General features: G+C 75.1%; 21 protein-coding genes. 13 read left to right on the top strand and 8 right to left on the bottom strand.

Translation table 11 applies throughout. The features are described from left to right. Positions 1-6: 6 nt before the first annotated feature. Positions 7-936: a 5'-3' exonuclease gene (locus tag ACWIX6_RS12180; RefSeq protein ID WP_448616994.1), complete on the bottom strand. Its 930-nt coding sequence runs from the start codon at positions 934-936 to the stop codon at positions 7-9. Positions 937-1,102: 166 nt separating this feature from the next. Between ACWIX6_RS12180 and ACWIX6_RS12185 the strand changes: the two genes are divergently transcribed. The 3 genes from ACWIX6_RS12185 to ACWIX6_RS12195 all read left to right on the top strand — a co-directional run bounded on the left by ACWIX6_RS12185 (position 1,103) and on the right by ACWIX6_RS12195 (position 4,946). Then, positions 1,103-2,251: a M24 family metallopeptidase gene (locus ACWIX6_RS12185; RefSeq protein WP_448612692.1), complete on the top strand. Its 1,149-nt coding sequence runs from the start codon at positions 1,103-1,105 to the stop codon at positions 2,249-2,251. Next, positions 2,226-2,714 (top strand): Lrp/AsnC family transcriptional regulator, encoded by a 489-nt coding sequence (locus tag ACWIX6_RS12190; protein ID WP_448612693.1) that lies wholly within the window; start codon positions 2,226-2,228, stop codon positions 2,712-2,714. Before ACWIX6_RS12185 ends, ACWIX6_RS12190 begins: the two co-directional genes overlap by 26 nt. Positions 2,715-2,786: 72 nt before the next feature. Continuing rightward, entirely contained in the window at positions 2,787-4,946 is a 2,160-nt protein-coding gene (locus tag ACWIX6_RS12195; RefSeq protein ID WP_448612694.1) for an intein-containing Rv2578c family radical SAM protein, read from the top strand. A gap of 8 nt (positions 4,947-4,954) precedes the next feature. Here ACWIX6_RS12195 and ACWIX6_RS12200 read toward each other — a convergent pair whose 3' ends face one another. Further along, complete coding sequence (locus ACWIX6_RS12200; RefSeq protein WP_448612695.1) at positions 4,955-5,794, bottom strand: hypothetical protein; 840 nt, start codon at positions 5,792-5,794, stop codon at positions 4,955-4,957. Positions 5,795-5,938: 144 nt separating this feature from the next. On the opposite strand from ACWIX6_RS12200, the gene ACWIX6_RS12205 reads away from it, so the two are divergent. Together ACWIX6_RS12205 and ACWIX6_RS12210 are read left to right on the top strand one after the other, a co-directional pair. After that, positions 5,939-7,099, top strand: coding sequence for a glutamate--cysteine ligase 2 (locus ACWIX6_RS12205; protein WP_448612696.1), 1,161 nt, complete (start codon positions 5,939-5,941; stop codon positions 7,097-7,099). A gap of 44 nt (positions 7,100-7,143) precedes the next feature. Beyond that, entirely contained in the window at positions 7,144-8,013 is an 870-nt protein-coding gene (locus tag ACWIX6_RS12210; protein WP_448612697.1) for a lysophospholipid acyltransferase family protein, read from the top strand. Here the strand turns inward: ACWIX6_RS12210 and ACWIX6_RS12215 are convergent. The 3 genes from ACWIX6_RS12215 to ACWIX6_RS12225 form a co-directional block, all read right to left on the bottom strand. Beyond that, positions 7,991-9,427, bottom strand: a complete 1,437-nt coding sequence (locus tag ACWIX6_RS12215) for a lipase maturation factor family protein (RefSeq protein WP_448612698.1) — start codon at positions 9,425-9,427, stop codon at positions 7,991-7,993. The genes ACWIX6_RS12210 and ACWIX6_RS12215 overlap by 23 nt on opposite strands. Before the next feature lie 13 nt (positions 9,428-9,440). Continuing rightward, entirely contained in the window at positions 9,441-9,950 is a 510-nt protein-coding gene (locus tag ACWIX6_RS12220) for a GNAT family N-acetyltransferase (RefSeq protein ID WP_448612699.1), read from the bottom strand. Positions 9,951-10,083: 133 nt separating this feature from the next. After that, positions 10,084-11,502, bottom strand: coding sequence for a KamA family radical SAM protein (locus tag ACWIX6_RS12225; protein WP_448612700.1), 1,419 nt, complete (start codon positions 11,500-11,502; stop codon positions 10,084-10,086). A gap of 89 nt (positions 11,503-11,591) precedes the next feature. On the opposite strand from ACWIX6_RS12225, the gene kdd reads away from it, so the two are divergent. The 8 genes from kdd to ACWIX6_RS12265 all read left to right on the top strand — a co-directional run bounded on the left by kdd (position 11,592) and on the right by ACWIX6_RS12265 (position 20,443). Next, on the top strand, positions 11,592-12,650 hold the full coding sequence (kdd, locus tag ACWIX6_RS12230) for an L-erythro-3,5-diaminohexanoate dehydrogenase (protein WP_448612701.1): 1,059 nt from the start codon (positions 11,592-11,594) through the stop codon (positions 12,648-12,650). Beyond that, positions 12,647-14,173, top strand: a complete 1,527-nt coding sequence (locus ACWIX6_RS12235) for an amidohydrolase (protein WP_448612702.1) — start codon at positions 12,647-12,649, stop codon at positions 14,171-14,173. The genes kdd and ACWIX6_RS12235 overlap by 4 nt, the downstream gene beginning before the upstream one ends. A 67-nt stretch (positions 14,174-14,240) precedes the next feature. Beyond that, a complete protein-coding gene (kamD, locus tag ACWIX6_RS12240) occupies positions 14,241-15,824 on the top strand; it encodes a lysine 5,6-aminomutase subunit alpha (RefSeq protein ID WP_448612703.1) in 1,584 nt (527 codons plus the stop codon). Continuing rightward, complete coding sequence (kamE, locus tag ACWIX6_RS12245; RefSeq protein WP_448612704.1) at positions 15,817-16,596, top strand: lysine 5,6-aminomutase subunit beta; 780 nt, start codon at positions 15,817-15,819, stop codon at positions 16,594-16,596. Before kamD ends, kamE begins: the two co-directional genes overlap by 8 nt. Next, positions 16,593-17,024: a 3-aminobutyryl-CoA ammonia lyase gene (gene kal / locus ACWIX6_RS12250; protein WP_448612705.1), complete on the top strand. Its 432-nt coding sequence runs from the start codon at positions 16,593-16,595 to the stop codon at positions 17,022-17,024. The genes kamE and kal overlap by 4 nt, the downstream gene beginning before the upstream one ends. 385 nt (positions 17,025-17,409) lie before the next feature. Further along, the gene (lnt, locus tag ACWIX6_RS12255; protein ID WP_448612706.1) at positions 17,410-19,062 is read left to right on the top strand and encodes an apolipoprotein N-acyltransferase; all 1,653 of its coding nucleotides are present in this window, start codon (positions 17,410-17,412) and stop codon (positions 19,060-19,062) included. Next, positions 19,059-19,847, top strand: a complete 789-nt coding sequence (locus ACWIX6_RS12260; protein ID WP_448612707.1) for a polyprenol monophosphomannose synthase — start codon at positions 19,059-19,061, stop codon at positions 19,845-19,847. Before lnt ends, ACWIX6_RS12260 begins: the two co-directional genes overlap by 4 nt. A 56-nt stretch (positions 19,848-19,903) precedes the next feature. Continuing rightward, positions 19,904-20,443, top strand: a complete 540-nt coding sequence (locus tag ACWIX6_RS12265) for an FxsA family protein (protein WP_448612708.1) — start codon at positions 19,904-19,906, stop codon at positions 20,441-20,443. 176 nt (positions 20,444-20,619) lie between these two features. Here ACWIX6_RS12265 and ACWIX6_RS12270 read toward each other — a convergent pair whose 3' ends face one another. The 3 genes from ACWIX6_RS12270 to ACWIX6_RS12280 all read right to left on the bottom strand — a co-directional run bounded on the left by ACWIX6_RS12270 (position 20,620) and on the right by ACWIX6_RS12280 (position 23,326). After that, positions 20,620-20,964 (bottom strand): RNA polymerase-binding protein RbpA, encoded by a 345-nt coding sequence (locus tag ACWIX6_RS12270; RefSeq protein ID WP_222047965.1) that lies wholly within the window; start codon positions 20,962-20,964, stop codon positions 20,620-20,622. 206 nt (positions 20,965-21,170) lie between these two features. Continuing rightward, positions 21,171-21,956, bottom strand: coding sequence for a thymidine kinase (locus tag ACWIX6_RS12275; RefSeq protein ID WP_448612709.1), 786 nt, complete (start codon positions 21,954-21,956; stop codon positions 21,171-21,173). Then, positions 21,953-23,326: an MFS transporter gene (locus tag ACWIX6_RS12280; RefSeq protein ID WP_448612710.1), complete on the bottom strand. Its 1,374-nt coding sequence runs from the start codon at positions 23,324-23,326 to the stop codon at positions 21,953-21,955. The genes ACWIX6_RS12275 and ACWIX6_RS12280 overlap by 4 nt, the downstream gene beginning before the upstream one ends. Between the last annotated feature and the right edge of the window lie 44 nt (positions 23,327-23,370).

A 23,370-nucleotide genomic window follows, 5' to 3' on the forward strand; every position in this document is an offset into this window, starting at 1 on the left:
GGCCGGTCAGCCGAGGACGTCGGCGGGCCAGCCCAGCGCCGCGCCCAGCCGGCGCACCGAGCTCTCGAGCCCGTGCTGGGCGGCCAGCGCGGCCAGGGCCTCGGGGTCGGCGGGCGCCGTCGGCAGGGCGCCGTCCACCGCTGGCATGTCGATGTCGGTGACGACGGCGACCACGCGGGGTGCGGCGGCCAGGTAGTCGGCGGCGGCGTGCAGCTTCTTGAGCACGGCCGCGGTGAGCGGGGGCCGGGGCACCACCGTCGTCGCCGCGGCCTGCTGGATCCCGGCCAGCGAGCCGAAGGAGTTGATCAGCGCCGCGGCGGTCTTGGCGCCCACCCCGGCCACGCCCGGCAGGCCGTCGCTGGGGTCCCCGCGCAGCACCGCGAAGTCGGCGTAGGAGCGGCCGGGGATGCCGTACTTGGCGGACACCGCGGCCTCGTCGACGTACTCCAGGTCGGTGATCCCGCGCGCGGTGTACAGCACCCGGACGCCGCGGTCGTCGTCCACCAGCTGGAACAGGTCCCGGTCCCCGGTCACCACGTCGACCGGTCCGCGGGCGCGGGTGGCCAGGGTGCCGATGACGTCGTCGGCCTCGTAGCCGGGCGCGCCGACCCGGGCCATCCCGACCGCGGCCAGCACGTCGACCAGCACGTCGACCAGCACCGGCACCTGCGGCCCGAGCTCGTCGGGCGTCTCCTCGCCGCCCTCGACCGCGACCCGGTGCGCCTTGTAGGACGGCAGCGCGTCCACCCGGAAGGCCGGCCGCCAGTCGTCGTCCCAGCAGGCGACCAGCCGGTGGGGGGAGTGGGCGCCGACCAGCCGGGCGGTCATGTCCAGGAAGCCGCGGACGGCGTTGACCGGGCGGCCGTCGGGGGAGGTGACGCTGGTGGGCACCCCGTAGAAGGCGCGGAAGTACAGGCTCGCCGCGTCCAGCAGCATCGTCGTCACGTGCCCTCCTCGCTGCGCTCGTCGGCCCCGTGCCGAACGTGCTGCGTCTCCACGTGATCTCGCGAGCTCGATCACGCCCGAGACGGTAACGGGGTGATCGGATCACGAGTCGGGAACGGACCTCCGTCCGACCGACGGCCGTGGATAGTCTGCCGACGTGGTCGCTCCCGCAACTCCCTCGTCCCCGCTGGTCACCGTGGACCGGGTGCACGCCGCCCGGGCGGTCGCCGCGGAGCTCGGTGTCGACCTGCTGGTGGTGACCCCCGGCTCCGACCTGCGCTACCTCTGCGGGTACTCCGCCCACGCGATGGAGCGGCTGACGGCGCTGGCCGTCCCGCGCGAGGGGGAGCCGTTCCTCGTCGTCCCGCGGCTGGAGGCCCCGATGGTCGACGCCTCGCCGGCGGGCGGGCTGGGCCTGGAGGTGCTGGCCTGGGACGAGACCGACGACCCGTTCGCCCGGCTCGCCGCGGTGGCCACCGCCCGGCTCGGTGCCGCCCCCGCCCGCGTGGCGGTGGGCGCCCGCACCTGGGCCGAGCACGCCCTCGGCGTCCAGCGGGCCGTGCCCGGTGCCTCGCTCGAGCTGGCCGGGCCGGTCCTCGACCGGCTGCGGATGGTGAAGACGCCGACCGAGGTCGAGGAGCTCGCGCGGGCCGGCGCGGCGATCGACCGGGTGCACGCGGCGATGGGGGAGTGGCTGCGGGTGGGCCGGACCGAGGCCGAGGTGGGCGCGGACATCGCCGCGGCGATCCTGGCCGAGGGCCACGTCGGCGTGGACTTCACCATCGTGGGCTCCGGGCCCAACGGCGCCAGCCCGCACCACGAGCTGTCCGACCGGGTGGTGCAGGCCGGCGACCTCGTCGTCGTCGACATCGGCGGGGAGACCGCCACCGGGTACCGGTCGGACTGCACCCGCACCTACGTCGTCGGCGGAGCCGTCGAGTCCGAGGTCGCCGAGTGGTACGAGGTGCTCCAGCAGGCCCAGGAGGCCGCGACGGCGGCGGTGCGGCCGGGGGTGACCTGCGAGCAGGTGGATGCCGTGGCCCGCGACCTGATCACCGACGCCGGCTGGGGCGAGCACTTCATCCACCGGACCGGGCACGGCATCGGCCTGGACACCCACGAGGCGCCCTACGTCGTCGCGGGCAACGACCTGCCGTTGGAGCCGGGGATGGCGTTCTCCGTGGAGCCCGGGATCTACCTGGCCGGCCGGTGCGGCGCCCGGATCGAGGACATCGTCGTCTGCACCGACGACGGGGTCCGTGTCCTGAACGAGGGTCCCCGTGAGCTCGTCGAACTCGGCGGCTGACCCGGCCGCCGGTGGGGGAGGGGCGCCCGCCGACGTGGACCGGGCGCTGCTCACCGCCCTGGCGCGGGACGGTCGCGCCAGCTACACCGACCTCGCCGAGCGGGTGGGGCTGTCGGTGTCCGCGGTGCACCAGCGGGTGCGCCGGCTGGAGCAGCGGGGGCTGATCACCGGGTACGCGGCGAAGGTCGACGCCAAGGCCGTCGGCCTGCCGCTGACCGCGTTCGTGAACATCACCCCGATCGACGTCTCCCAGGCCGACGACGCGCCGGCCCGGCTGGCGCACCTGACGGCCATCGAGGCCTGCCACTCGGTGGCCGGGGTGGACAGCTACGTCCTCAAGGTCCGGACGGCGTCGCCGGACGCGCTCGAGGCGCTGCTGGCCGAGATCCGCCGGGTCGCCAACGTGACCACCCGGACGACGGTGGTGCTGTCCACCTTCTACGAGGACCGCCCGCCCGTCTGAGGGAGGACCCCCTCGCCCACCACGAACTCGGGTCGGGACCCTGCCGAGGGGCCGCTGGACACGGTCTCGAACATGTGTTCGGATGTGGGCATGCGGTGGGACGCCCAGCGGCTGGACCTCGACGAGCCGACGACGCTGCCTGGGCTCCCCGACGTCCGCGGGCTGCTTCGCAGCCTGCAGGTGCCGGAGTTCCCGGGCCTGACGCTGCACGAGGTGCGCTGCAAGAGCGCGCTCAACGCCGTGCCCAAGGGCTCGGCGATGCCGTTCGGCTACACGATCAACACCTTCCGTGGTTGCTCACATGCCTGTGTGTACTGCCTGGAAGCGGACACCAGCATCCTCATGGCCGACGGTCGGCAGAAGCGGATAGCGGATCTCGTCGTCGGCGACCGGATCATCGGGACGGAGAAGCGCGGCGACTACCGGTTCTACGTCGAGACCGAGGTGCTCGCGCACTGGTCGACCGTGAAGCCGGCTCACCGGGTGACCCTGGCCGACAGCACCGAGCTCATCGCCAGCGGTGACCACCGGTTCCTGACCCGGCGCGGCTGGAAGCACGTGACCGGCACGGGCAGCGGCACGGGGCAACGCCCACACCTGACGATCAACGACGAGCTGCTCGGCTTCGGCCGCTCGGCCGGGACCGCCGAGGCCTGCGCCGACTACCGACGGGGGTACCTGACCGGCATGGTCAGGGGTGACGGCCACCTGAAGGTCTACCGCTACCAGCGAGCGGGTCGCGTCCATGGGGACCTGCATCGTTTCCGCCTGGCCCTCGCGGACGACGACGGACTGGACAGGGCACAGGACTACCTGGCCCGGGCCGGGATCCGTACCGACAGGTTCGCCTTCGCCCCGGCCACCGCAGAGCGGCGCGCCATGACCGCCATCCGTACGTCGGCGGCCGGCTCGGTCGCATCGATCTCCCGCTTGATCACCTGGCCTGACGACCCCTCAGCAGCGTGGAGCCGTGGGTTCCTGGCCGGCATCTTCGATGCCGAGGGCAGCCGCAGTCAGCACGTCCTCCGCATCACGAACACCGATCCGGAGATCCTCGCTCGCACCCGGGCGGCGTTCGCCGCCTTCGGCTTCGACACCGTGCTCGAGGACCGGCGGAGACCGAACGGCCTCGCGACGGTCCGGCTGCGTGGTGGGCTGCCCGAGCACCTGCGGTTCATCCACCTCGTCGATCCGGCCATCCGGCGGAAGTGCGGTCTTCAGGGCACCGCCATCAAGTCCTCAGCAGACCTCCGCGTGCTGGAGATCGAGGACCTCGGGCGGGAGATGCCGATGTTCGACATCACCACCGGGACCGGTGACTTCATCGCGAACGGCGTCGTCAGCCACAACTGCTATGCCCGGAGCACGCACGAGTGGCTGGAGCTGGACAGCGGCAGGGACTTCGACCAGCAGATCGTGGTCAAGACCAACCTGGTCGAGGTGCTGCGCCGGGAGCTGGCCCGGCCGACCTGGAAGCGCGAGCACGTCGCGCTGGGCACCAACACCGACCCCTACCAGCGCGCAGAGGGCCGCTACCGGCTAATGCCCGGGGTCATCGACGCCCTCGCCCGGTCCGGCACACCGTTCTCCGTCCTCACCAAGGGCACGCTGGCCCGCCGCGACCTGCCGCTGCTGGCCGCGGCCGCGCGGGACGTGCCCATCGGCCTGGGGGTCTCGCTGGCGATCTGGGACGACGACCTGCACACCGCCCTGGAGCCCGGCGCCCCCAGCCCGCGGGCGCGGCTGGAACTGGTCCGGGCGATCACCGACGCCGGCCTGCCCTGCGGGGTCTTCCTCGCCCCGGTGCTGCCGGGGCTCACCGACTCGCTGGCCCACCTGGACACCGCCATCGCCGCCGTCGCCGACGCCGGCGCGACCGGGCTGACGGTGGTGCCGCTGCACCTGCGGCCCGGTGCACGCGAGTGGTTCACCGCCTGGCTGGTGCGGGAGCACCCGGCACTCGTCGGCCGCTACAAGGCCCTCTACGGGCGGGGCGCGTACGTGCCGGCCGAGTACCGCAGCTGGCTGGCCCGCCGGGTCGCCCCGATCCTGGCCCGGCACGGCCTGGACCGGCAGAGCGGCGGCAGCGCGCGCGGCACCGGCGCGGCACCCCCGGACACCGGGCTGCCGGGCGACGAGTCGGTGGGCTTCCCGGCGGGGAGCCTGCCGGCCCCGCGCCCGGCCGGTCCGGCCGCCGTCGGCGGGGAGGCCGACCAGCTCACCCTCTGCTGAGCCGCCGGTCAGGCCTCCGGCTGGGTGCGGGTGACCCGCTCGGCCCGGACCGCCCCCCGGGCCGCCACCGGGGCGGCACCGCCGGCCAGCGCCAGCCGGCGGTAGGAGTCGTAGGACAGCGTCAGGTACTTCTCCGCCAGTGCGGCCACCGCGTCCTGCCGGCGCGCGGGCGCGGTGGCCTGCAGGTGCAGCGCCGTCCGGACCGCGTGCTTGGTGAAGGTCACCTGCAGCGCCTGGCTGGAGAGCTGCCCCCCGACCCGGGACTGGAAGCCGGGGCCGCGGCGGAGGGCGGGCAGCACCCACGGGCTCGCGGCCAGCGTCGGGAACTGGTTGCGCAGCGACTCCCACGCGTGCCACGCGATGAGCGCACCGGGCACCGGCCAGCGCCCGTCGTCGGTCGTGACCACCAGCCGCCGGGTGCCGGCGGTGACCTGGTCGCGGCGCAGCGCGCGGAAGGAGGCGATCGGTGCCGGCCAGCTCAGCGCGATGGCGCACCAGCAGACGGCCCGCAGGTGCTCGGCGTCCCCGCCGCGGACCTGGGTGAGCGGCCGCAGGTCCAGCCGGGGCGGGTCCGGTTCCGGAGTGTGGGGCAGCGGCAGGGCGAGGCCGCCGTAGCGGGCGACCTTGCTGTACAGCGTGACCGTCGCCGGCTTCCAGTCGCGGGCCTCGGCGATCGGGTCCAGGCCGGTCTCGGCGAGCTGGTCGGGGCCCAGGTCCAGCTCCAGGGCGGCCTCCATCAGCCGGCGCCACTGCACCTCGTACCCCTCGGGAGCGCCCAGCCGGTGCCACGCCCGGGCCGGCGGTGGGGCCGGCATGTCGGGCAACGGTCGCTGCCACCTCTGCGCCATGTCGCCATACTACCGTTATCCCTAACAATAGGACAGCTTTGTCGGCTGGGCGCGCTCGTCGAGCCAAAGGCGCGGTGCCCTCCGGGCACCGCCGCGGCAACCCCGACCATCCGCGCCGGCGCACCGCCGGCGACCATGTCCGGCATGCGCACGGTCGGGGTCGAGGAAGAGCTGCTGGTCGTCGACCCGTCGGGCACCCCGGTGCCGCTCGGCCCGGCGGCACTGCAGGTCGCGTCCCGCCGGGGGGAGGGCGAGACGGTCCGGGACCACGAACGTGCCGAGCAGCCGGACGCCGGGACGGCGGGGGAGGCCGGTGGGGCACCGGAGCCGAAGCTGGTGCCCGAGCTCAAGGAGCAGCAGATCGAGCTGGGCACCTCCGTGTGCGCCTCGCTGGCCGAGGTGGCGGCTGAGCTCCGGCACTGGCGGGAGCGGGCGGACGCCGCCGCGCGGTCGGTCGGCGCGCGGGTGGCCGCGCTGGCCGGCGCACCCGTCCCGGTCGAGCCGCGGGCCACCGACGGAGAGCGCTACCAGCGGATGGTCGACGTCTTCGGGCCGGTGGCCGCCGAGCAGCTCACCTGCGGGTGCCACGTGCACGTGTCCGTGGAGGACGAGGAGGAGGGGGTCGCCGTCCTGGACCGGATCCGGGTGTGGTTGCCGGTGCTGACCGCGCTGACCGCCAACTCGCCGTTCTGGCTGGGGCAGGACACCGGCTATGCCAGCTACCGCTCGCAGTCGTGGGGGCGCTGGCCGTCGGCCGGTCCCACCGGGGTGCACGGCAGTGTCGCGGCCTACCGGCGGCTGGTCGACGACCTGCTCGCGACCGACACCGTGCTGGACGAGGCGATGCTCTACTTCGACGCCCGGCTGTCGGCCAGCTGGCCGACCGTCGAGGTGCGGGTCGCCGACGTCGCCCTGCAGGCCGAGGACGCCGTCGTGCTCGCCGGGCTGGTCCGCGGCCTGGTGGAGACCGCTGCGGGGGAGTGGCGGGCCGGGGTCCCGGCGCCCGGCGTGCGCACCGAGCTGCTCCGTGTGGCCGGCTGGCGGGCCGCCCGGTCCGGGCTGACCGGGGACCTGGTGCACCCGCGCACCGGCCGTCCGGCGCCGGCGGCCGCCGTCCTCGCCGACCTGGTCGAGCACGTCCGGCCCGCGCTGGCCGCGCACGGCGACGAGCCGACGGTCGACGACGGCGTGGCCCAGCTGCTGCGGCGGGGGAACGGCGCACAGCAGCAGCGGGCGGTGTACGAGCGGACGCACGACCTGGCCGCCGTCGTCCGGGCCGGGGTCACCGCCACCCACGCCGGCTGACGACCGGGGAGCCCGCGGCGGAGCTGCCCGTTATGGTCCCGGTCATGTACACCGCCAGCTGGCGCGACGTCGTCCGCCGTGACCTGTTCGGGCCGAGCCCGGACCCCCGGGACCGCCCGTACCGCCTGGTCATCCGGTTCGTGCTCGTCGTCTTCCGGCTGTTCCGCTTCCGGTTCGAGGTGCGCGGGTCCGAGCACGTGCCGACCAGCGGCGGCGCCGTCCTCTGCAGCAACCACGTCAGCTACCTGGACTTCACCTTCCTGGGGCTGGCCGCGCTGCCCCAGCACCGGCTGGTCCGGTTCATGGCCAAGGAGTCGGTGTTCCGGCACCGGGTCTCCGGGCCGTTCATGCGCGCCATGCAGCACATCCCGGTGGACCGGAAGGCCGGGTCGGCGGCGTTCGAGGCGGCGGTGCGGGCGCTCAAGGACGGGCAGGTGATCGGGGTCTTCCCGGAGGCGACGATCAGCACCTCGTTCACCGTGAAGGACCTCAAGGCCGGCGCGGCGCGGATGGCCGTGGACGCCGGCGTGCCGATCCTGCCGGCCGCGGTCTGGGGCGGTCAGCGCATCTTCACCAAGTTCCACGACGTCGTCCTCCGCCGGGACGTGCCGGTCACCGTGCTCGTCGGCGAGCCGATCCTGCCCGAGCCCGGGGAGAAGGTGCAGGCGCTGCTGCGGCGGACCCGGGCGGCCATGGAGGAGCTGCTCGTCGAGGCGCAGCGGACCTACCCGGACACCCCGGCCGGCGACGACGACCGCTGGTGGCTGCCCGCGCACCTCGGCGGGACGGCGCCGACGCCGGAGGAGGCCGCCATGCGCGACGTGCAGAACGCTGCGGGGCACCGCGTGCCGGTGCGCAAGCCGCACCCGGTCAAGCGGGTCGCGGCGCTGGTCACCCGACGCCGCGGCCGCTGAGCGACAGCGGCCCGGCCAGCTCGTACTCGAACTCCCGGTGCCACCAGGCGCCGGTCGCCCGCCGCTCGGCGCGGGTGGTGAAGCGGTAGCGGTACACCACCGCGCGGACGGCGGCCGGCGGCGTCGTCCCGAACGGCGCGGAGCGGAGCAGCCGCAGCGTGGCCGGGTCGGCGGCGAGCAGCCTGCGCAGCAGCGGGACCAGCCAGCCGCGCCCGTAGCCGGGGTCGATGCCGACGAACCACATCAGCCAGTCCAGCCGCAGGTGGTAGGGCGCCACCTGCGGTGGGCGGCGGTGCGGGTCGCCGGGCTTGCCGCGGAACTCGTAGTCCCGCCAGACCGTGTCCGGGCCGGGGGAGGGGTCGTCGGTGGCCTGCAGGACGACCTCGTGCCGGACCCGGGTGACCGAGCCGAAGGCGCCGTAGCTGTTGACCAGCCGCAGCGGGTCGTGGCTGGCGTTCATCCGCTGCCGGCGGGACAGCAGGTTGGCCACCGGCTGCACGCTGAGCCCGGCCACTGCGACGGCGAGGACGACGGTCGCCACGGTGAACCAGGTGGGGGAGGACAGATCCGCCGGCGGGTCGACGGGCAGGACGGCCGCGTACCAGCTGCCGTCGACCACCGACAGCGCGATCACCAGCGTCAGCAGGTTCAGCCAGGCGAAGTTGCCGCTCAGGACCAGGTAGCCCTGGGTGACCACCATGACCAGCGCGGCGATGCTCGCCACCGGCTGCGGAGCGAGCAGTCCGAAGACCACCACCAGCTGGGTGGCGTGGTTGGCCAGCGCCTCCACCCGGTGCAGCCCGGGGCTGAGCCGGTGGAACCACCAGCTGGCCGGGTTGGGCAGCGGCTGGGTCTCGTGGTGGTAGACCAGGCAGGTCAGCTGCCGCCAGCAGCGGTCGCCGCGCATCTTGATCAGCCCGGCGCCGAACTCCAGCCGGAACAGCAGCCAGCGCAGCAGCCACAGCACCAGGACCGGCGGCGCGACGTGCGCCGGGCCGAGGAACACCGCCAGGAAGCCGGCCTCGACCAGCAGCGACTCCCAGCCGAAGCCGTACCAGACCTGGCCCACGTTCACGATCGACAGGTAGAGCGCCCACAGCACCAGCCACAGCGCCATCCAGCCCGGCAGCGGCAGCCGGTCGGCCAGGCCGACGAGCGCCGCGGCGGACAGCGCGATGCCGACCCAGCAGCAGGCGGCGAAGAAGCCGTCGGACCAGCGCAGGTGGAACACGCTCGGGGTCTGCCAGAAGCTGGTCCGGGCCAGCAGCCGGGGGACCGGGGTGAGCCCACCGGAGCCGATCAGCGGGCGGAACTGGCGCAGCGCGGCGACGAAGGCGACCAGGTAGACCAGCGCCAGGCCGCGGGTGAACACGAGCCGGCTCAGCCAGGCCCCAGGATCGGCTGCCCAGTCCATCCCCGCCCCCTGCTCACTCCGGCGCGGTCAGCCGGAAGGCCTCCAGCTCGACGTCGTACCACCGGCGCATCCGGCCCAGCGGCGTCATGCCCAGCCGCCGGCAGACCGCCAGCGACGGGTCGTTGCCCGGCCGGACGACGGCGTAGACCTCCGGCAGCCCGCCGTCGAACCCGCGGTCGACCACCGCGCGGGCGGCCTCGGTGGCGTAGCCGCGGCCCCAGCTGTCCGGGTGCAGGTGCCAGCCGACCTCGACCTCGCCGACGCCGTTGGGCAGCGGCTTGAGCAGCACCGTCCCGGCCGGGCAGCCGCCGGCCAGCGGGTCGATCGCCCAGCAGCCGTGCAGCCGGTCCAGCTCGTGCACCCGACGCCAGCGCTCGACCAGCTCCCCGGGGCTGACCGTCGGCGGGCCGCCCAGCCAGCGGGTGACCTCGTCCCGGCCGTAGAGGTCCGTGAGCCGGGCCAGGTCGCCGGGCTCCGTCGTCCATGCCCGCAGCCGCAGCCGCGCGGTGCACAGCTCCTCCACCCGGACGGAGCTACCGCCGTCCGCACCCGGGGAAACCCTCGAAGGACCCCGTTCCCCTCACCCCTCGCAAAGCTCAGGGTGAGCCTCCGAACGGGGCCGTCCGACGCTCGGGGCCACCCTCCGGACGGGGCCGTCAAGCGGGCTGGAACGCCGGGGCGGTTGCGCGGTGCTCGGCCCACCAGGCCTGGCCGGACGGCGGCAGCGAGTGGATCGGGTCGTAGTAGGCGTAGCGCCGGTCCAGCGCGCCGCTGTCGGTGCGCTCGATGCCGGTGCGGTAGTTCTTCGTCCACCAGCTGATGCCGCGCTCGCGGTCGTACTCCGCCACCTGGTGCACCCACCGCTTGCCGACGTAGGGCACGTCGCACACGATCCGCGGGGTGGCGAAGCCGGGCAGGTAGCCCATCAGGTCGTGCTGCAGGGTCTGGGCGGTGGCCAGCGGGACCCGCCAGTGCTCGGCGCTGGGGATCATGTCGCACATGTAGAAGTAGTAGGGCGTGATCCCGGCGCCGTCGAGGAGCGCGAAGCAGAGGTCCAGCAGCTGCCCGGCGGTGGCGTTCACCCCGGCGAGCAGCACGCCCTGGTTGCGCACGTCCCGCACGCCGGCGGCGAGCAGCCCGCGGGCGGCCTCGGCGACCAGCGGGGTCACCGACTGGGCGGCGTCCACGTGGGTGTGCACGGCCAGGGACACCCCGCGGGCACGCGCGGTGGCCGCCAGCGCGCCCATCCCGTCGACCACCTCCGGCTGGAGCCAGTGCTGGGGCAGCCCCATCAGCGCCTTGGTCGCCAGCCGGACGTCCCGGACGGAGTCGATCTCCAGCAGCCCCTCGACGAAGGCGGCCAGGTTCTTGAACGGCAGGTTGGCCACGTCCCCACCGGAGACGACGACGTCCCGGACGCCGGGGGTGTCCCGCAGGTACTGCAGCATCGCGCCCTGCCGGTCGACCGGCTTCAGCTCGAACCTCAGCTTCGGGACGGCGGGCGTCGAGTTCCCCACCAGGTCCATCCGGGTGCAGTGACCGCAGTACTGGGGGCAGGTGGACAGCAGCTCGGCCAGCACCTTGGTCGGGTAGCGGTGGGTCAGCCCCTCGACGGCCCACATCTCGTGCTCGTGCAGCGAGTCCCGGGCGGCGTAGGGGTGGCTGCCCGCGTCGCCGGGGAGGCGGTCGGAGGCGACGGGCAGCATGTAGCGCCGCACCGGGTCGGCGAGCATCGCCGCGGTGCCGGGCACCTCGCCGGGCACCATGGTGTTGAGCATCTGCGGCGGCACCAGCAGCGACATGGTCGCGCGGCCGGCCTGGTCGGCCTCGACGTCGGCGTAGAAGGACTCGTCGAGCAGGTCGCCGTAGACGCCGCGGAGCTGGCGGACGTTCTTCACGCAGTGGGCGCGCTGCCACTGGGCGCTGCGCCACTCCTGCTCGGACACGCCGGCGAACCCGGGCAGCCGCTGCCAGTCGGGCTCGACGAGCTCGCGGGCGGTGTACTCGTAGGGCTGTTCCAGCACCGGACCCTCCTGCAGGTGGTGGCCGGCGACGGCGGACGTCCGTCGCGACACCGGGTGACCCTACGGGAGATCTGTCGGTTTTCGGCCATGAACACGATAGGTTCTCCGGCAACGGTGAGCCGAGAGCGGAGGAAACGACGATGGAGTACAGCGCGTTGCAGCGCAGCCTCGGCGTTCACCGGGTCCTCGAGCCGGCCGGGGTGCTGCCCCAGGCCGCGGTCCGGCTGGACCCCGACCCGGCCGTCGGACCCGACGAGGTGCGGATCGCGGTGCACCGGCTGAACCTGGACGCGGCGTCCTTCCGGCAGCTGTCCGAGGCCGCCGCCGGCGACGGGGACCGGGTGCGCGCCGAGGTGCTCGGGATCCTCGAGCGGCGCGGCAAGGTGCACAACCCGGTGACCGGCTCCGGCGGCATGCTGATCGGCGTCGTCGACGAGGTGGGCGCCGGCTCTCCGCTGGGCCTGCGGCCGGGTGAGCGGGTGGCCACCCTGGTGTCGCTCACCCTGACCCCGCTGCGGGTCACCGACGGCCTGGCCCGGTGGGACGGCCGCAGCGAGCAGGTGCCCACGGCGGGGACGGCGATCCTGTTCGCCCGGTCGATCGCCGCGGTGCTGCCCGACGACCTGCCCGAGGAGGTGTCCCTCGCCGTCCTGGACGTGTGCGGGGCACCGGCCACCACCGAGCGGGTGGTCCGGCGCGCCGGTCACCGACCCTCCGTCGCCGTGCTCGGGGCCGCCGGCAAGTCCGGCTGCCTGAGCCTGGCCGCTGCCCGGGACGCGCGCGCCGGCCGGGTCGTGGGTGTGGTCCGCGACGAGCGCGAGGCCGCCGCGCTGCGCGGGGCGGGCCTGGCGGACGACGTCGTCGTCGCCGACGCCACCGACCCGCTGGCGGTGGCCGCGGCCGTCGGCCGGCCGGTGGACGTCACCGTCGTCTGCGTCGACGTCCCCGGCGCCGAGCACGGCGCGGTGCTGGCCACCGCCGACGGCGGCACGGTGGTCTTCTTCTCCATGGCCACCTCCTTCTCCGCCGCCGCGCTGGGCGCGGAGGGGATGGCCGCGGACGTCACGATGCTGGTCGGCAACGGATACACCCCCGGACACGCCGCCCTGGCCCTCGACCTGTACCGGCGCACCCCCGGCGTCCGGGCGCTGATCGACCCGCGGGTGCACGCCTCCGGCGGACGGCGGGTCCCCGCGTGAGCCGGGACGGGGACCTGCTGGTCACCGACGTCACGGTGGGGGACACCCCGGGCCGTGCCGTCCACCTGACCGGTGGCCGGATCGCCTGGACCGGCCCGGCAGACCAGGCGCCGACCGCCGCCCGGGTGCTGGCCGGCGAGGGCGCCCTCCTCACTCCGGCGTTCGTGGACGCCCACGTGCACGCCACCGCCACCGGCCTGGCGCTCACCGGGCTGGACCTGCACGGCGCCGACAGCCTGCGCGCCGCGGTCGACCGGGTCGCCGCGCACGCGGCCGCCACCCCGACCGGGACCGTCCTCGGCACCGGCTGGGACGAGACCGGCTGGCCCGAGGGGCGCGGGCTGACCCGGGAGGACCTGGACGCGGTGGTGGGGGACCGTCCCGCCTACCTGGCCCGGGTCGACGTCCACTCGGCCACCGTCTCCACCGCCCTGCTGGACCGGGTGCCCGGCATCGCCGCGTTGCCCGGGTTCTCCCCGGACGGCCGGCTCCGGCTCGACGCCCACCACGCCGTCCGCCAGGCCGCCTACGGCTCGGTCGACCCGGCGCAGCGCACCGCCGCCCAGCGCGCCACCCTGCGGGCGGCCGCGGAGCTGGGCATCGGCAGCCTTCACGAGATGGCCGGCCCGGAGGTGTCCTCCGCCGAGGACCTCGCCGCCCTGCTCGAGCTGGCCGCCGGCGAAGCCGGACCCTCGGTCGTCGGATACTGGGGCGAGCTGTCCGAGCGCGGCGGGCTGGACGTCGTCCGGGAGCTCGGCCTCGCCGGGGCCGGCGGCGACCTGTTCTGCGACGGCGCCTTCGGCTCGCACACCGCCGCGCTCAGCAGTCCCTACACCGACCGGCCGGGCACCGCCGGGGCGCTGCGCTTCGAGACCGCCTCGCTGGTCGAGCACCTGCGCGCCTGCACCGCCGCCGGCGTGCAGGCCGGGTTCCACTGCATCGGCGACGCCGCGGTCGACCAGGTGCTCACCGCGGTCGGTGCCGTCGTCGAGGAGCTGGGCGCGGACGCCGTCCGCGCCTGCCGGCACCGGCTGGAGCACGTGGAGCTGGCCGACGGTGCCGCGATCGACCGGCTGCGGCGGTGGGGGATGGTGGCCAGCGTCCAGCCGGCCTTCGACGCGGCCTGGGGCGGGGACGCCGGCATGTACGCCGAGCGGCTGGGCCCCGACCGGGCGGCCGACTGCAACCCCTTCGCCGACCTGCTGGACGCCGGGGTGCCGGTGGCGCTGGGCAGCGACGCCCCGGTGACGCCGCTGGACCCCTGGGGCGGGGTGTACGCCGCGGTCGACCACCGCACGCCCGGGTCGGGGCTGCGCCCGTTCGACGCCTTCGACGCGGCCACCCACGGCGGCTGGCACGCCGCCCGCGCCGAGCACCCGGACGGGCCCCTCGCGGTCGGCGCCCCGGCCACGCTGGCGCTGTGGGCGACCGGGCAGCCGCTGTCCGCCGTCCTCGACGCCCGCGCCCGACCCACCTGCCGGCAGCTGGTCGTCGCCGGCCGACCGATCAGAGAGGTCCCATGACTCCACAAAGCGTGCTTTCGGTACCGAGAGCACCCGAGCTTCTGGTACCGAAAGCCCGGGACGAGCGGTGAGCGGGCTGATCCTGGACCCGGCACTGGTGGGCCGGGCGCGCGAGCTGGCCGCCCGGGCCGCGGCGCCGGTGGTCGACCTGGCGAGGACGCACACCACGGTGTCGGTCGAGCGGTCGCTGCTGCGGCTGGCCGGCCTGACCGGCACCGACCCGGCGCTGGGGGACGGCGAGGTGCCCTGGGTGAACCGCGTGGTGGACGCCGTCCGCGAGCAGGTGGGCCTCGAGCACGGCGTCGCGCTGCCGGTCTGGCACGCGCTGAACAGCGGCGCCGCCCCGGACCTGGCCACCCTGGCCGCCCAGGTCGGCGCGGGCACCGCCCGGTTCACCGTGCCCACCGGGTACGCGGCCGACCGCGCGCGGGAGGCCGCCCGGGCCGCCGTCGCCACCGGCATCGACCGGATCGACGCCAACCGGGCCCGCCGCGAGGAGCTGGTGGCCACCCTCGGCGACCCGCCGCGCCGGCCGTGGATCTACCTGATCGTGGCCACCGGCGACATCCACGAGGACATCCCGCAGGCCCAGGCCGCCGCCCGGGCCGGGGCCGACGTCATCGCGGTGATCCGCTCCACCGGGCAGTCGCTGCTGGACTACGTGCCCGAGGGCGCGACCCGCACCGGTTACGCCGGCACGTACGCCACCCAGGAGAACTTCCGGCTGATGCGCGCCGCGCTGGACGACGTCGGCGCGGAGCTCGGCCGCTACGTCCGGCTGACCAACTACGCGTCCGGGCTGTGCATGCCCGAGATCGCCGTCCTGGCCGGGCTGGAGCGGCTGGACATGATGCTCAACGACGCCATGTACGGGATCCTCTTCCGCGACATCAACCCCCAGCGCACCTTCGTCGACCAGCGGTTCAGCCGGATGGTGCACGCCCGCGCCGGGATCATCATCAACACCGGCGAGGACAACTACCTCACCACCGCCGACGCCGTCGACGAGGCGCACACCGTCACGGTCAGCCAGCTGCTCAACGAACGGCTCGCGCACGAGGCCGGGCTGGAGGACTGGCAGCTCGGGCTCGGGCACGCCTTCGAGATCGACCCCGACCGGCCGGAGTCCTTCCGGCTGGAACTTGCGCACGCTCTGCTGGCCCGCGGGCTGTTCCCCGACGCCCCGCTGAAGTGGATGCCACCGACCAAGCACATGACCGGCGACGTGTTCCGCGGCTACCTGCTCGACGGGTTCTTCAACCTGGCCGGGGCGCTGACCGGGCAGGGCATCCTGCTCGTCGGGATGATGACCGAGGCCGTCGTCACCCCGTGGCTGTCCGACCGGGACCTGGCGCTGCGCAACGTCCGGTACGTGATCGAGGCCGCCGGGAACCTGCACGAGGACTTCGCGCCCCAGCCCGGCGGGTTCATCGACACCCGCGCGCACACCGTGCTCACCGAGGCCGTGCAGCTGCTCGAGCGCATCGCGGAGACCCCCGGTGGGCTGCTGCAGGCCATCGGGGAGGGCACCTTCGGCATCACCAAGCGGCCACCGGACCGCGGCCGGGGACTGGACGGCGTCGCCCGCAAGGCGCCCGACCACTACGACCCCGCCTCGGAGCTGCTCGCCGGGGAGCCCGCCCGTGTCTGAGTCCCAGGTGGTCCGGCCCTACGGCGACGCGACCGGCGACGGCATGGTGCAGACCTCCTTCACCCTGCCGGTCCCGCCGGGACCCCGCGCGGACGGCGCCGCGCTCCAGCTGGCCGCCAAGATGGGCATCGAGCCGGCGATGGTGGTGCACAGCACCGGCATCGGCGGCGGGGGCGGGCCGGCGGGCGACGAGGCGGCGTTCACCTTCTTCGTCGTCTACGGCAAGGTCCGGCACCTGGTGGACCTCGGCGCCGTGCACGTGGAGGAGCGCGCCTACCCGCTGCTGTCCCCGAGCGAGGTGAACGCGGCCATCAAGACCCGGCTGCGCCGCAGCCTCGTCGTGCTGGGCGCCTGCATCGGCACCGACGCGCACACCGTGGGCATCGACGCGATCCTCAACCTCAAGGGCTTCGCGGGGGAGAAGGGGCTGGAGTACCACCGGGAGATGCAGGTGACCAACCTCGGCGCCCAGGTCAGCGTGCCGGACCTGGTGCGCGCCGCGCAGGACGCCCGGGCCGACGCGGTGCTGGTCTCCCAGGTGGTCACCCAGCGCGACGCGCACCTGCACAACACCCGGGAGCTGGCCGACGCCTTCCGCGAGGCGATGGGCGACCGGCGTCCGCTGCTGGTGGTCGGCGGGCCGCGCTTCGACCCGGCGATGGCCAGGGAGCTGGGCGTGGACAAGGTCTTCGGCCGGGGGACGACGCCCGGCGAGGTGGCCAGCTACTTGGTGCACGCGCTGGCCGCCGAGCCCGCGGAGGTGCTGTCGTGACCGGCGGACCCGACCCGCGGCTGGGGCTCACCGTCACCCACCGCCGCTACGTCCCGCACGCGCACGCCCACTACGGGGGCGCGCTGCTCGACGGCGCCTACACCCTCGGTCTGTTCGGGGACGTGGCCACCGAGGTCGCCATCCGCGCCGACGGGGACGAGGGGCTGCTGGCCGGGTACTCCGAGGTCCGCTTCCTGGCCGCCGTCCGGGCAGGGGACGTGCTGGAGGCCTCCTGCGAGGTCGTCGCGGTCGGCCGGCGCAGCCGGGAGCTGCGCTGCTGGGCGGACGTCGTCGCCCGGGCGGACCCGGAGCGGAGCCCGTCGGCGGCGCAGGTCCTCGACCCGCCGCTGCGCGTCGCGGAGGCCCGCGCGACGCTGGTCGTTCCTGCACCCACGTCCGACCCGACCCGTCAAGGCCCGGGCCTGTAACGATCCGGTCACGTCCTGCATCGACGGCCTCCGGTGCTTGGCGCGCCGACCCGGGCTCTCTATGGTCGTCCGCGTTCCACCCGAAGTCCTCCCTGTGGTGCCTGGTCGGTACGGCCACCCGCGGGGCCCCGCGCCACCAGACAACGGGAGGCCGGCCGCAGCCAGCGACCGTCCTCCCGGCCCGAAGGCGCGGGGTGCCCCGCGGGTGGGTTCGGCCGCGCGGCGCCCGGACGTGGGCCGACGGACGCCTCCGTCGGCCCGCCGGTGCGCCCGCGCGGGATGGGATGCTGGGCGGGGTCGCCGCGAGCTCCGCGACGACCCCGCCCCGTCCGACCGGTCCGGGGCAGATGGCGGACCGGGGGTCCCCGGCGGCAGGAGGTGGGGCGTGCCGGCAGTGGTCGCGACCGGGACGGTCGGGCACGAGGCACCGCGCGGTGACCTCCGGCCCCCGGTCGGGGACGCCCGCTCCCGGCCGTACCTCCCGTGGCGCACCGCGCTGGCCGCCGCCGGTGGCCTCGCGCTGTACCTGGCCTTCCCCGGCCACGACCTGGCCTACCTGGCCGTTCTCGGCCCCGCGGCCCTCGTCCTGGCCACCCGGGGCCAGCGGGTGCGCAGCGGCCTGTGGCTCGGGTTGGTGCTCGGCCTGGCGTTCTTCGTCCCGCTGCTGTCCTGGAGCGGCATCTACGTCGGCGCCTTCCCGTGGCTGGCGCTGGCCGTCAGCCAAGCGCTGAGCCTGGCGCTGCTGGGCGGGGCGCTGGCGCTGACCTCCCGGCTGCCGGGCTGGCCGCTGTGGGGGGCGGCGCTCTGGGTGGCCGCGGAGGCGGTGCGCGGACGCTTCCCGCTGGGCGGCTTCCCGTGGGGCCGGATCGGCTTCAGCCAGGCCGACGGGCCGTTCACCGCGCTGGCCGCCTACGGCGGGGTGGCGCTGGTCGGGTTCGCCGCCGCCCTCACCGGCACGCTGCTGGCCGCCGCGGTCGTCGGCCTGGCCCGAGCCCTCCGCGCCGCCGGCGGGCCGAGCCGGCGCCCCGCCGTCCGGGCGGCCGCCCTGGCCCTCGCCGGCGCGGCTGTTGTGCCGCTGGTCGGGCTGGCCGCCGGGCTGCCGCTGGCCGGCGGCTCGCTGACCGCCGGGGGGCCCACCCGCACGGTCGCGGTGATCCAGGGCGACGTGCCGCGGGCCGGGCTGGACTTCAACGCGCAGCGGCGGGCGGTGCTGGACAACCACGTCACCCGCACCGTCGAGCTGGCCGCCGCCGTCCGGGCCGGGGACGCCGCCGCGCCGGACCTGGTCGTCTGGCCGGAGAACAGCTCCGACATCGACCCCTACCGCAACGCCGACGCCGCGGCGGCGATCAGCCGGGCCGCGACGGCCATCGACGCGCCGATCCTCGTGGGCGCGGTCGTCGACGGGCCGGGGGAGCGCATCTCCAACACCGGGATCGTCTGGGACCCGATGACCGGGCCGGGGGACACCTACGTGAAGCGGCACCCGGTCCCGCTGGCCGAGTACGTGCCCGCCCGGTCGTTCTTCCGGTTCTTCAGCGAGAAGGTCGACCTGGTGCGGCGCGACTTCGCCGCAGGGGAGGAGATCGGCACCCTCGAGCTGGGCGGCGCCGTGATCGGCGACGTCATCTGCTTCGAGGTGGCCTACGACCCGCTGGTCACCGACACCGTCCGGGACGGCGCCGGCATGCTGGTCGTGCAGACCAACAACGCCACCTTCGGGTACACCGACGAGAGCGCCCAGCAGCTGGCGATGAGCCGGCTCCGCGCGGTCGAGCACGGCCGCACCGTGGTGGTGGCCGCGACCAGCGGGATCAGCGCCGTCGTCGCCCCCGACGGGTCGGTGGTCCGCCGCTCGGAGCTGTTCACCCCCGACGTCTTCGTCGAGGACGTCGCCCAGCGCGGCGAGCGCACGCTCGCGACCCGGCTGGGCACCGCGCCGGAGTGGGTGTTGAGCGCGCTGGGCCTGGGCGCGGTGCTCGCCGTCGTGCTCCCCGCGCTCGCCCGCCGCCGCGCCGGCACCCGGACCGGCGGGTGAGCACGCCCGCGCTCCCGGGCCCGGTGCTGGTGGTCATCCCCACCTACGACGAGATCGGGAGCCTGGGCGCGGTCCTGGACCGACTGCACGCCGCCGTCCCGGCGGCGCACGTGCTGGTCGTGGACGACGCGTCGCCCGACGGCACCGGGGACCTGGCGGACGCCCGCGCCGCGGCGGACGAGCGGGTCCACGTGCTGCACCGGACGGGGAAGGCCGGGCTCGGGTCGGCCTACGTCGCCGGGTTCGGCTGGGCCGCCGAGCACGGCTACGGCGTGGTGGTGGAGATGGACGCCGACGGCTCGCACCCCCCGGAGCGGCTGCCGGCCCTGCTGGCGGCCCTGACCGACGCCGACCTGGTGCTGGGCTCCCGCTACGTCCCCGGCGGCCGGGTGCAGGACTGGCCGGGGCACCGCCTGGCGCTGTCCCGGTTCGGCAACCTGTACACCCGTCGGCTGCTGCGGCTGCCGCTGGCCGACGCGACCGGGGGCTACCGGGTGGCGCGGGCCGACCTGCTGGCCCGGCTGCCCTTCGACGAGGTCGCCAGCCAGGGCTACTGCTTCCAGGTCGACTGGGCCTGGCGGGCGGTCCGGGCGGGGGCCCGGGTGGTCGAGGTGCCGATCACCTTCACCGAGCGCGCCGTGGGCCGGAGCAAGATGAGCCGCTCGATCGTTACAGAGGCACTGGCCCGCGTCACCTGGTGGGGCGTGCGCGACCGGCTGGCCGACTGGCTGCCCGGGCGGGTACCCCGGCTGGTGCCGGGACGGGTCGGGCCGAACGGCAGCTGAGGGCGCTCCGGCAGGAGGAGCGCCGGCCGGCCGGCTCGACGAGTCGAGGAGGACACATGGCCACAGCGTTCCCGCCGACCGGGTACCCGGCGCGGCGCCCGTCGTCGCGGCGGCTGCGCACGGCCCTCGGGCTCGGGGCGCTGGCCGAGCTCGCCGTCTTCGCGGTCGTGGCGTCCCAGCTGGGGCTGGGCTGGACGATCCTGCTGACCCTGGCCACCTCGGCCCTGGGCGCCGCGCTGCTGGCGCGCCAGGGCACCCGGGCGCTGGCCGACCTGCGCGAGCGCGCCCGCACCCGACAGGACCCGGCCCGTGCACTCGGTGACGCCGGCCTGGTGGCCGTGGGCGGGCTGTTGATGGTGCTGCCCGGCTTCCTCGGCGACCTGCTCGGGCTGCTGTGCCTGCTGCCGTTCACCCGCGCGCTGCCCCGGGCGCTGCTGGCCCGCGTCCTGCTGCGGCGACTGCCCGACCGGCTCCGGGGCCCCGTGCGGGTCCGGGCGGTGCGCACCGTGCTGGTCACCGGCCCGGACGAGCCGTTCCGCGCCGCCCCGGCGACCCGGGTGATCGAGGGAGAGGTCGACCCGAGCCCCCGTTCGTGAGAAAGGACCCCTCTGCCCCCCACGCCTCGCACGCTCGGCGTGGGCCCCTGCAGAGGGGCCGAGACATGACAAGGCCCCTGCGGAAGATCCCGCAGGGGCCTTGTCGTGACGTACTGAACGGCCCGCCTCCAGGGGCCCGCCGCGAGCTTGCGAGCGGTGGGGAGGAGGCGGGTCCTTCAACTGGCGCGGGTACGCCGGCCGCGGAGCACCTCGAGGCGCTCGGCCAGGACCTCTTCGAGGTCGTCGACCGACCGGCGCTCGAGCAGCATGTCCCAGTGGGTCCGCGGCGGCTTCACCTTCTTGGGCGCCGGCTCCGTGCCGCCCACGAGCTTGGCGGCCGACCCGTCGTACTTGCACTCCCAGGTGTCGGGGAGCTCGGCGTCATCGGCGAAGGGCACCGTGACCAGGTGCCCCTGAGGGCACCGGTACTCGGCGTACTGCCGCTCGATGGGCGCGGTGTTGCGCTCGGTCTCGTAGCTCACGCTGCCCAGTCGGCTGCCCCGCAGGGATCGCTCGCCCATGGCACACCGTCCTCTCGTGCTTCGTCGGTGGTCTCGGCTACCCGGGCAGCCGCGTGCTCATGCCACACGGCCGGGGGAAGTCATGGGGGGTAACGGCAGAACACGCGACGGTGTTCCGCGTTCTCAGTTCCCCATCATCGCATGGAGTGGTAATGGGGCCGATGGCCACCCCCTGCGGGGGGCCTGGGGGACCCCTCCGGGTGAGGTCAGCGGAGGGCCAGCTGGCCGGGTCCGGTGGGGGTCGGCCCCAGCTGGCCGCGGGCGTGGTGCCGCCGGCAGAGCACCTGGTAGCGCACCGCCGGGTCGCCGTCCGGTACCGGGCCGCCGCCCGGGAGGTCGCCGCCGGGATCGGCGGGACCGGTGTCGGCGACGACGACGGTCGCCCCCTCCCGCACCAGCGCCCCGTCCACCACCCGGGCGTTGAGCAGCCCGGGCAGGCCGCACCAGCACAGCACCTCGACCTGGACCCGCTGGACGTCGTCGGCGAGCTCGAAGAGCCGGGCGGTGCCCTCGAACAGCCGGGTGCGGAAGTCGGTGGTCAGGCCGAAGGCGTAGACGTCGACGTGCGACTCGTCCACCAGCTCGGCGAGCTGCTCCACCTGCGCGCCGGTGAGGAACTGCGCCTCGTCGACGATGAGGTAGTCCACCCGGTGCCCGGCGGCCCAGCGGTCCCGGACCAGCAGCCGGACGTCGGTGTCCGGGCCCAGCTCGACGGCCTCGCGGCGCAGGCCCACCCGGGAGCTGATCTGCGGCGCCCCCGACCGGTCGCCCTGGGTCAGCAGCACCCCGTGCCGGCCCTGCCGGCTCTGGTTGTGGTCCACCTGCAGGGCCAGCGTGGACTTCCCGCAGTCCATCGGGCCGTGGAAGAACACCAGGTGCGCCGGCGCCGGGTGCCGCCGCCGGTCACCGGCCACCGGGACGGCGTCGGGGCCCAGCGGCACAGCCGACCCGGCACCCGAGCCGTCCGGCGCGGAGAGGGGGAGGGAGGTCACAGGCGCTCCGGTGGGACGTTGCCGGCAGCCACGATCGCCCGCCGCATGTCCAGGGTGGCCAGCAGCAGGCCACCGGCGACGAAGAAGAAGACCAGGCTGAAGATGGCGTAACGGTAGGACTCGGTGAGCTGGTAGGTCAGCGCGAACAGGAACGGGCCCAGCCAGCTGGTGCCGCGGTCGCTGATCTCGTAGAAGCCGAAGTACTCGGCCTCCCGCCCGGGCGGGATCAGCTGGCTGAACAGCGAGCGGGACAGCGCCTGGGTGCCGCCCAGCACGAAACCGATCACCACCGCCAGCGCGTAGAACTGCCCGGCCGCCCCGGCCTGGAGGAAGTAGGCGGCCACCAGCACGCCGGTCCACACCACCAGCGCGCCCAGCACGGTCCGCTTGGCGCCGACGGCCGCGGCCACCCGGCCCAGGGCCACCGCGCCGAAGAACGCGACGACCTGGACGAGCAGGATGGTGGACACCAGCGTGGTCTGGGACAGCCCGAGCTCCTCGGCGCCGTACTGCGCCGAGACGCCGATGATGGTCTGCACGCCGTCGTTGAACAGCAGGTAGGCGGCCAGGAACCACAGGGTGAGCCGGTAACGGCGCAGGTCGCGCAGCGTGGCGCCGAGCTGGCGGAAACCGCCGGACAGGGCGCCGCTGCCCGGGGCGGCGACCAGGTCGGCCTCCCGGGGCCGGCGGTTGCGCAGCAGCGCCACGCTGACCACGGTGAACCCCGCCCACCACATCCCGGCCGAAGCCAGGCAGATCCGCACTGCCTCGCCCTCGGTGAGCCCCAGCGCCTCGTACCGGGTGAACAGCACCAGGTTGCCGGCCAGCAGCAGCGCGCCGCCGAGGTAGCCGAACGCCCAGCCCCGGCTGGACACCGCGTCCCGCTCGTCCGGCCCGGCCAGGTCGGGCAGCCAGGAGTAGTAGACGACGGTGGCCGCGCCGAAGCACAGGTTGGCGAGGACGAACAGCCCGGCCCCGAGCAGGTAGCGCTCGCCGGCGACGAAGAACAGCGCCATGGTGCACAGCGAGCCCAGGAAGGCGAACCCGGCCAGCATCTGTCGCTTGCGGCCGCTGCGGTCGGCGATCGCCCCGGTGAGCGGCAGCACGAGGACCTGCAGCACCACCGACAGCGACAGCACGTAGCCGAAGAAGCTGCCCGGCGGGACGCTGATCCCCAGCGGGTGGACCCGGCCGTCCGCGCCGGCCGCCGCCTCGGCGATCGAGGTGAGGTAGGGGGCCAGGAAGACCGTCGTCACCGAGGTGTTGAAGACCGACATCGCCCAGTCGTAGGAGTACCAGCCGCGGCGTTCCCGGCGCAGTGCCCGGTCCACCGGTCCCGAGGCGCGCGCCGGGGTCGCGAGGTCGCTCACCGGCGCAGGGTGGCAGGCACGGGGTGCCCGGTCCAGCACGCCCC

The organism is Modestobacter sp. URMC 112, assembly GCF_053502575.1.

Coding starts and splice junctions, on each gene's coding strand:
- ACWIX6_RS12210 (WP_448612697.1), top strand. CDS start 7,144: ATGTACACCGCCAGCTGGCGCGACGTCGTCCGCCGTGACCTGTTCGGG.
- ACWIX6_RS12195 (WP_448612694.1), top strand. CDS start 2,787: ATGTGTTCGGATGTGGGCATGCGGTGGGACGCCCAGCGGCTGGACCTC.
- ACWIX6_RS12205 (WP_448612696.1), top strand. CDS start 5,939: ATGCGCACGGTCGGGGTCGAGGAAGAGCTGCTGGTCGTCGACCCGTCG.
- ACWIX6_RS12265 (WP_448612708.1), top strand. CDS start 19,904: ATGGCCACAGCGTTCCCGCCGACCGGGTACCCGGCGCGGCGCCCGTCG.
- ACWIX6_RS12270 (WP_222047965.1), bottom strand. CDS start 20,964: ATGGGCGAGCGATCCCTGCGGGGCAGCCGACTGGGCAGCGTGAGCTAC.
- kdd (WP_448612701.1), top strand. CDS start 11,592: ATGGAGTACAGCGCGTTGCAGCGCAGCCTCGGCGTTCACCGGGTCCTC.
- ACWIX6_RS12215 (WP_448612698.1), bottom strand. CDS start 9,427: ATGGACTGGGCAGCCGATCCTGGGGCCTGGCTGAGCCGGCTCGTGTTC.
- ACWIX6_RS12180 (WP_448616994.1), bottom strand. CDS start 936: ATGCTGCTGGACGCGGCGAGCCTGTACTTCCGCGCCTTCTACGGGGTG.
- ACWIX6_RS12200 (WP_448612695.1), bottom strand. CDS start 5,794: ATGGCGCAGAGGTGGCAGCGACCGTTGCCCGACATGCCGGCCCCACCG.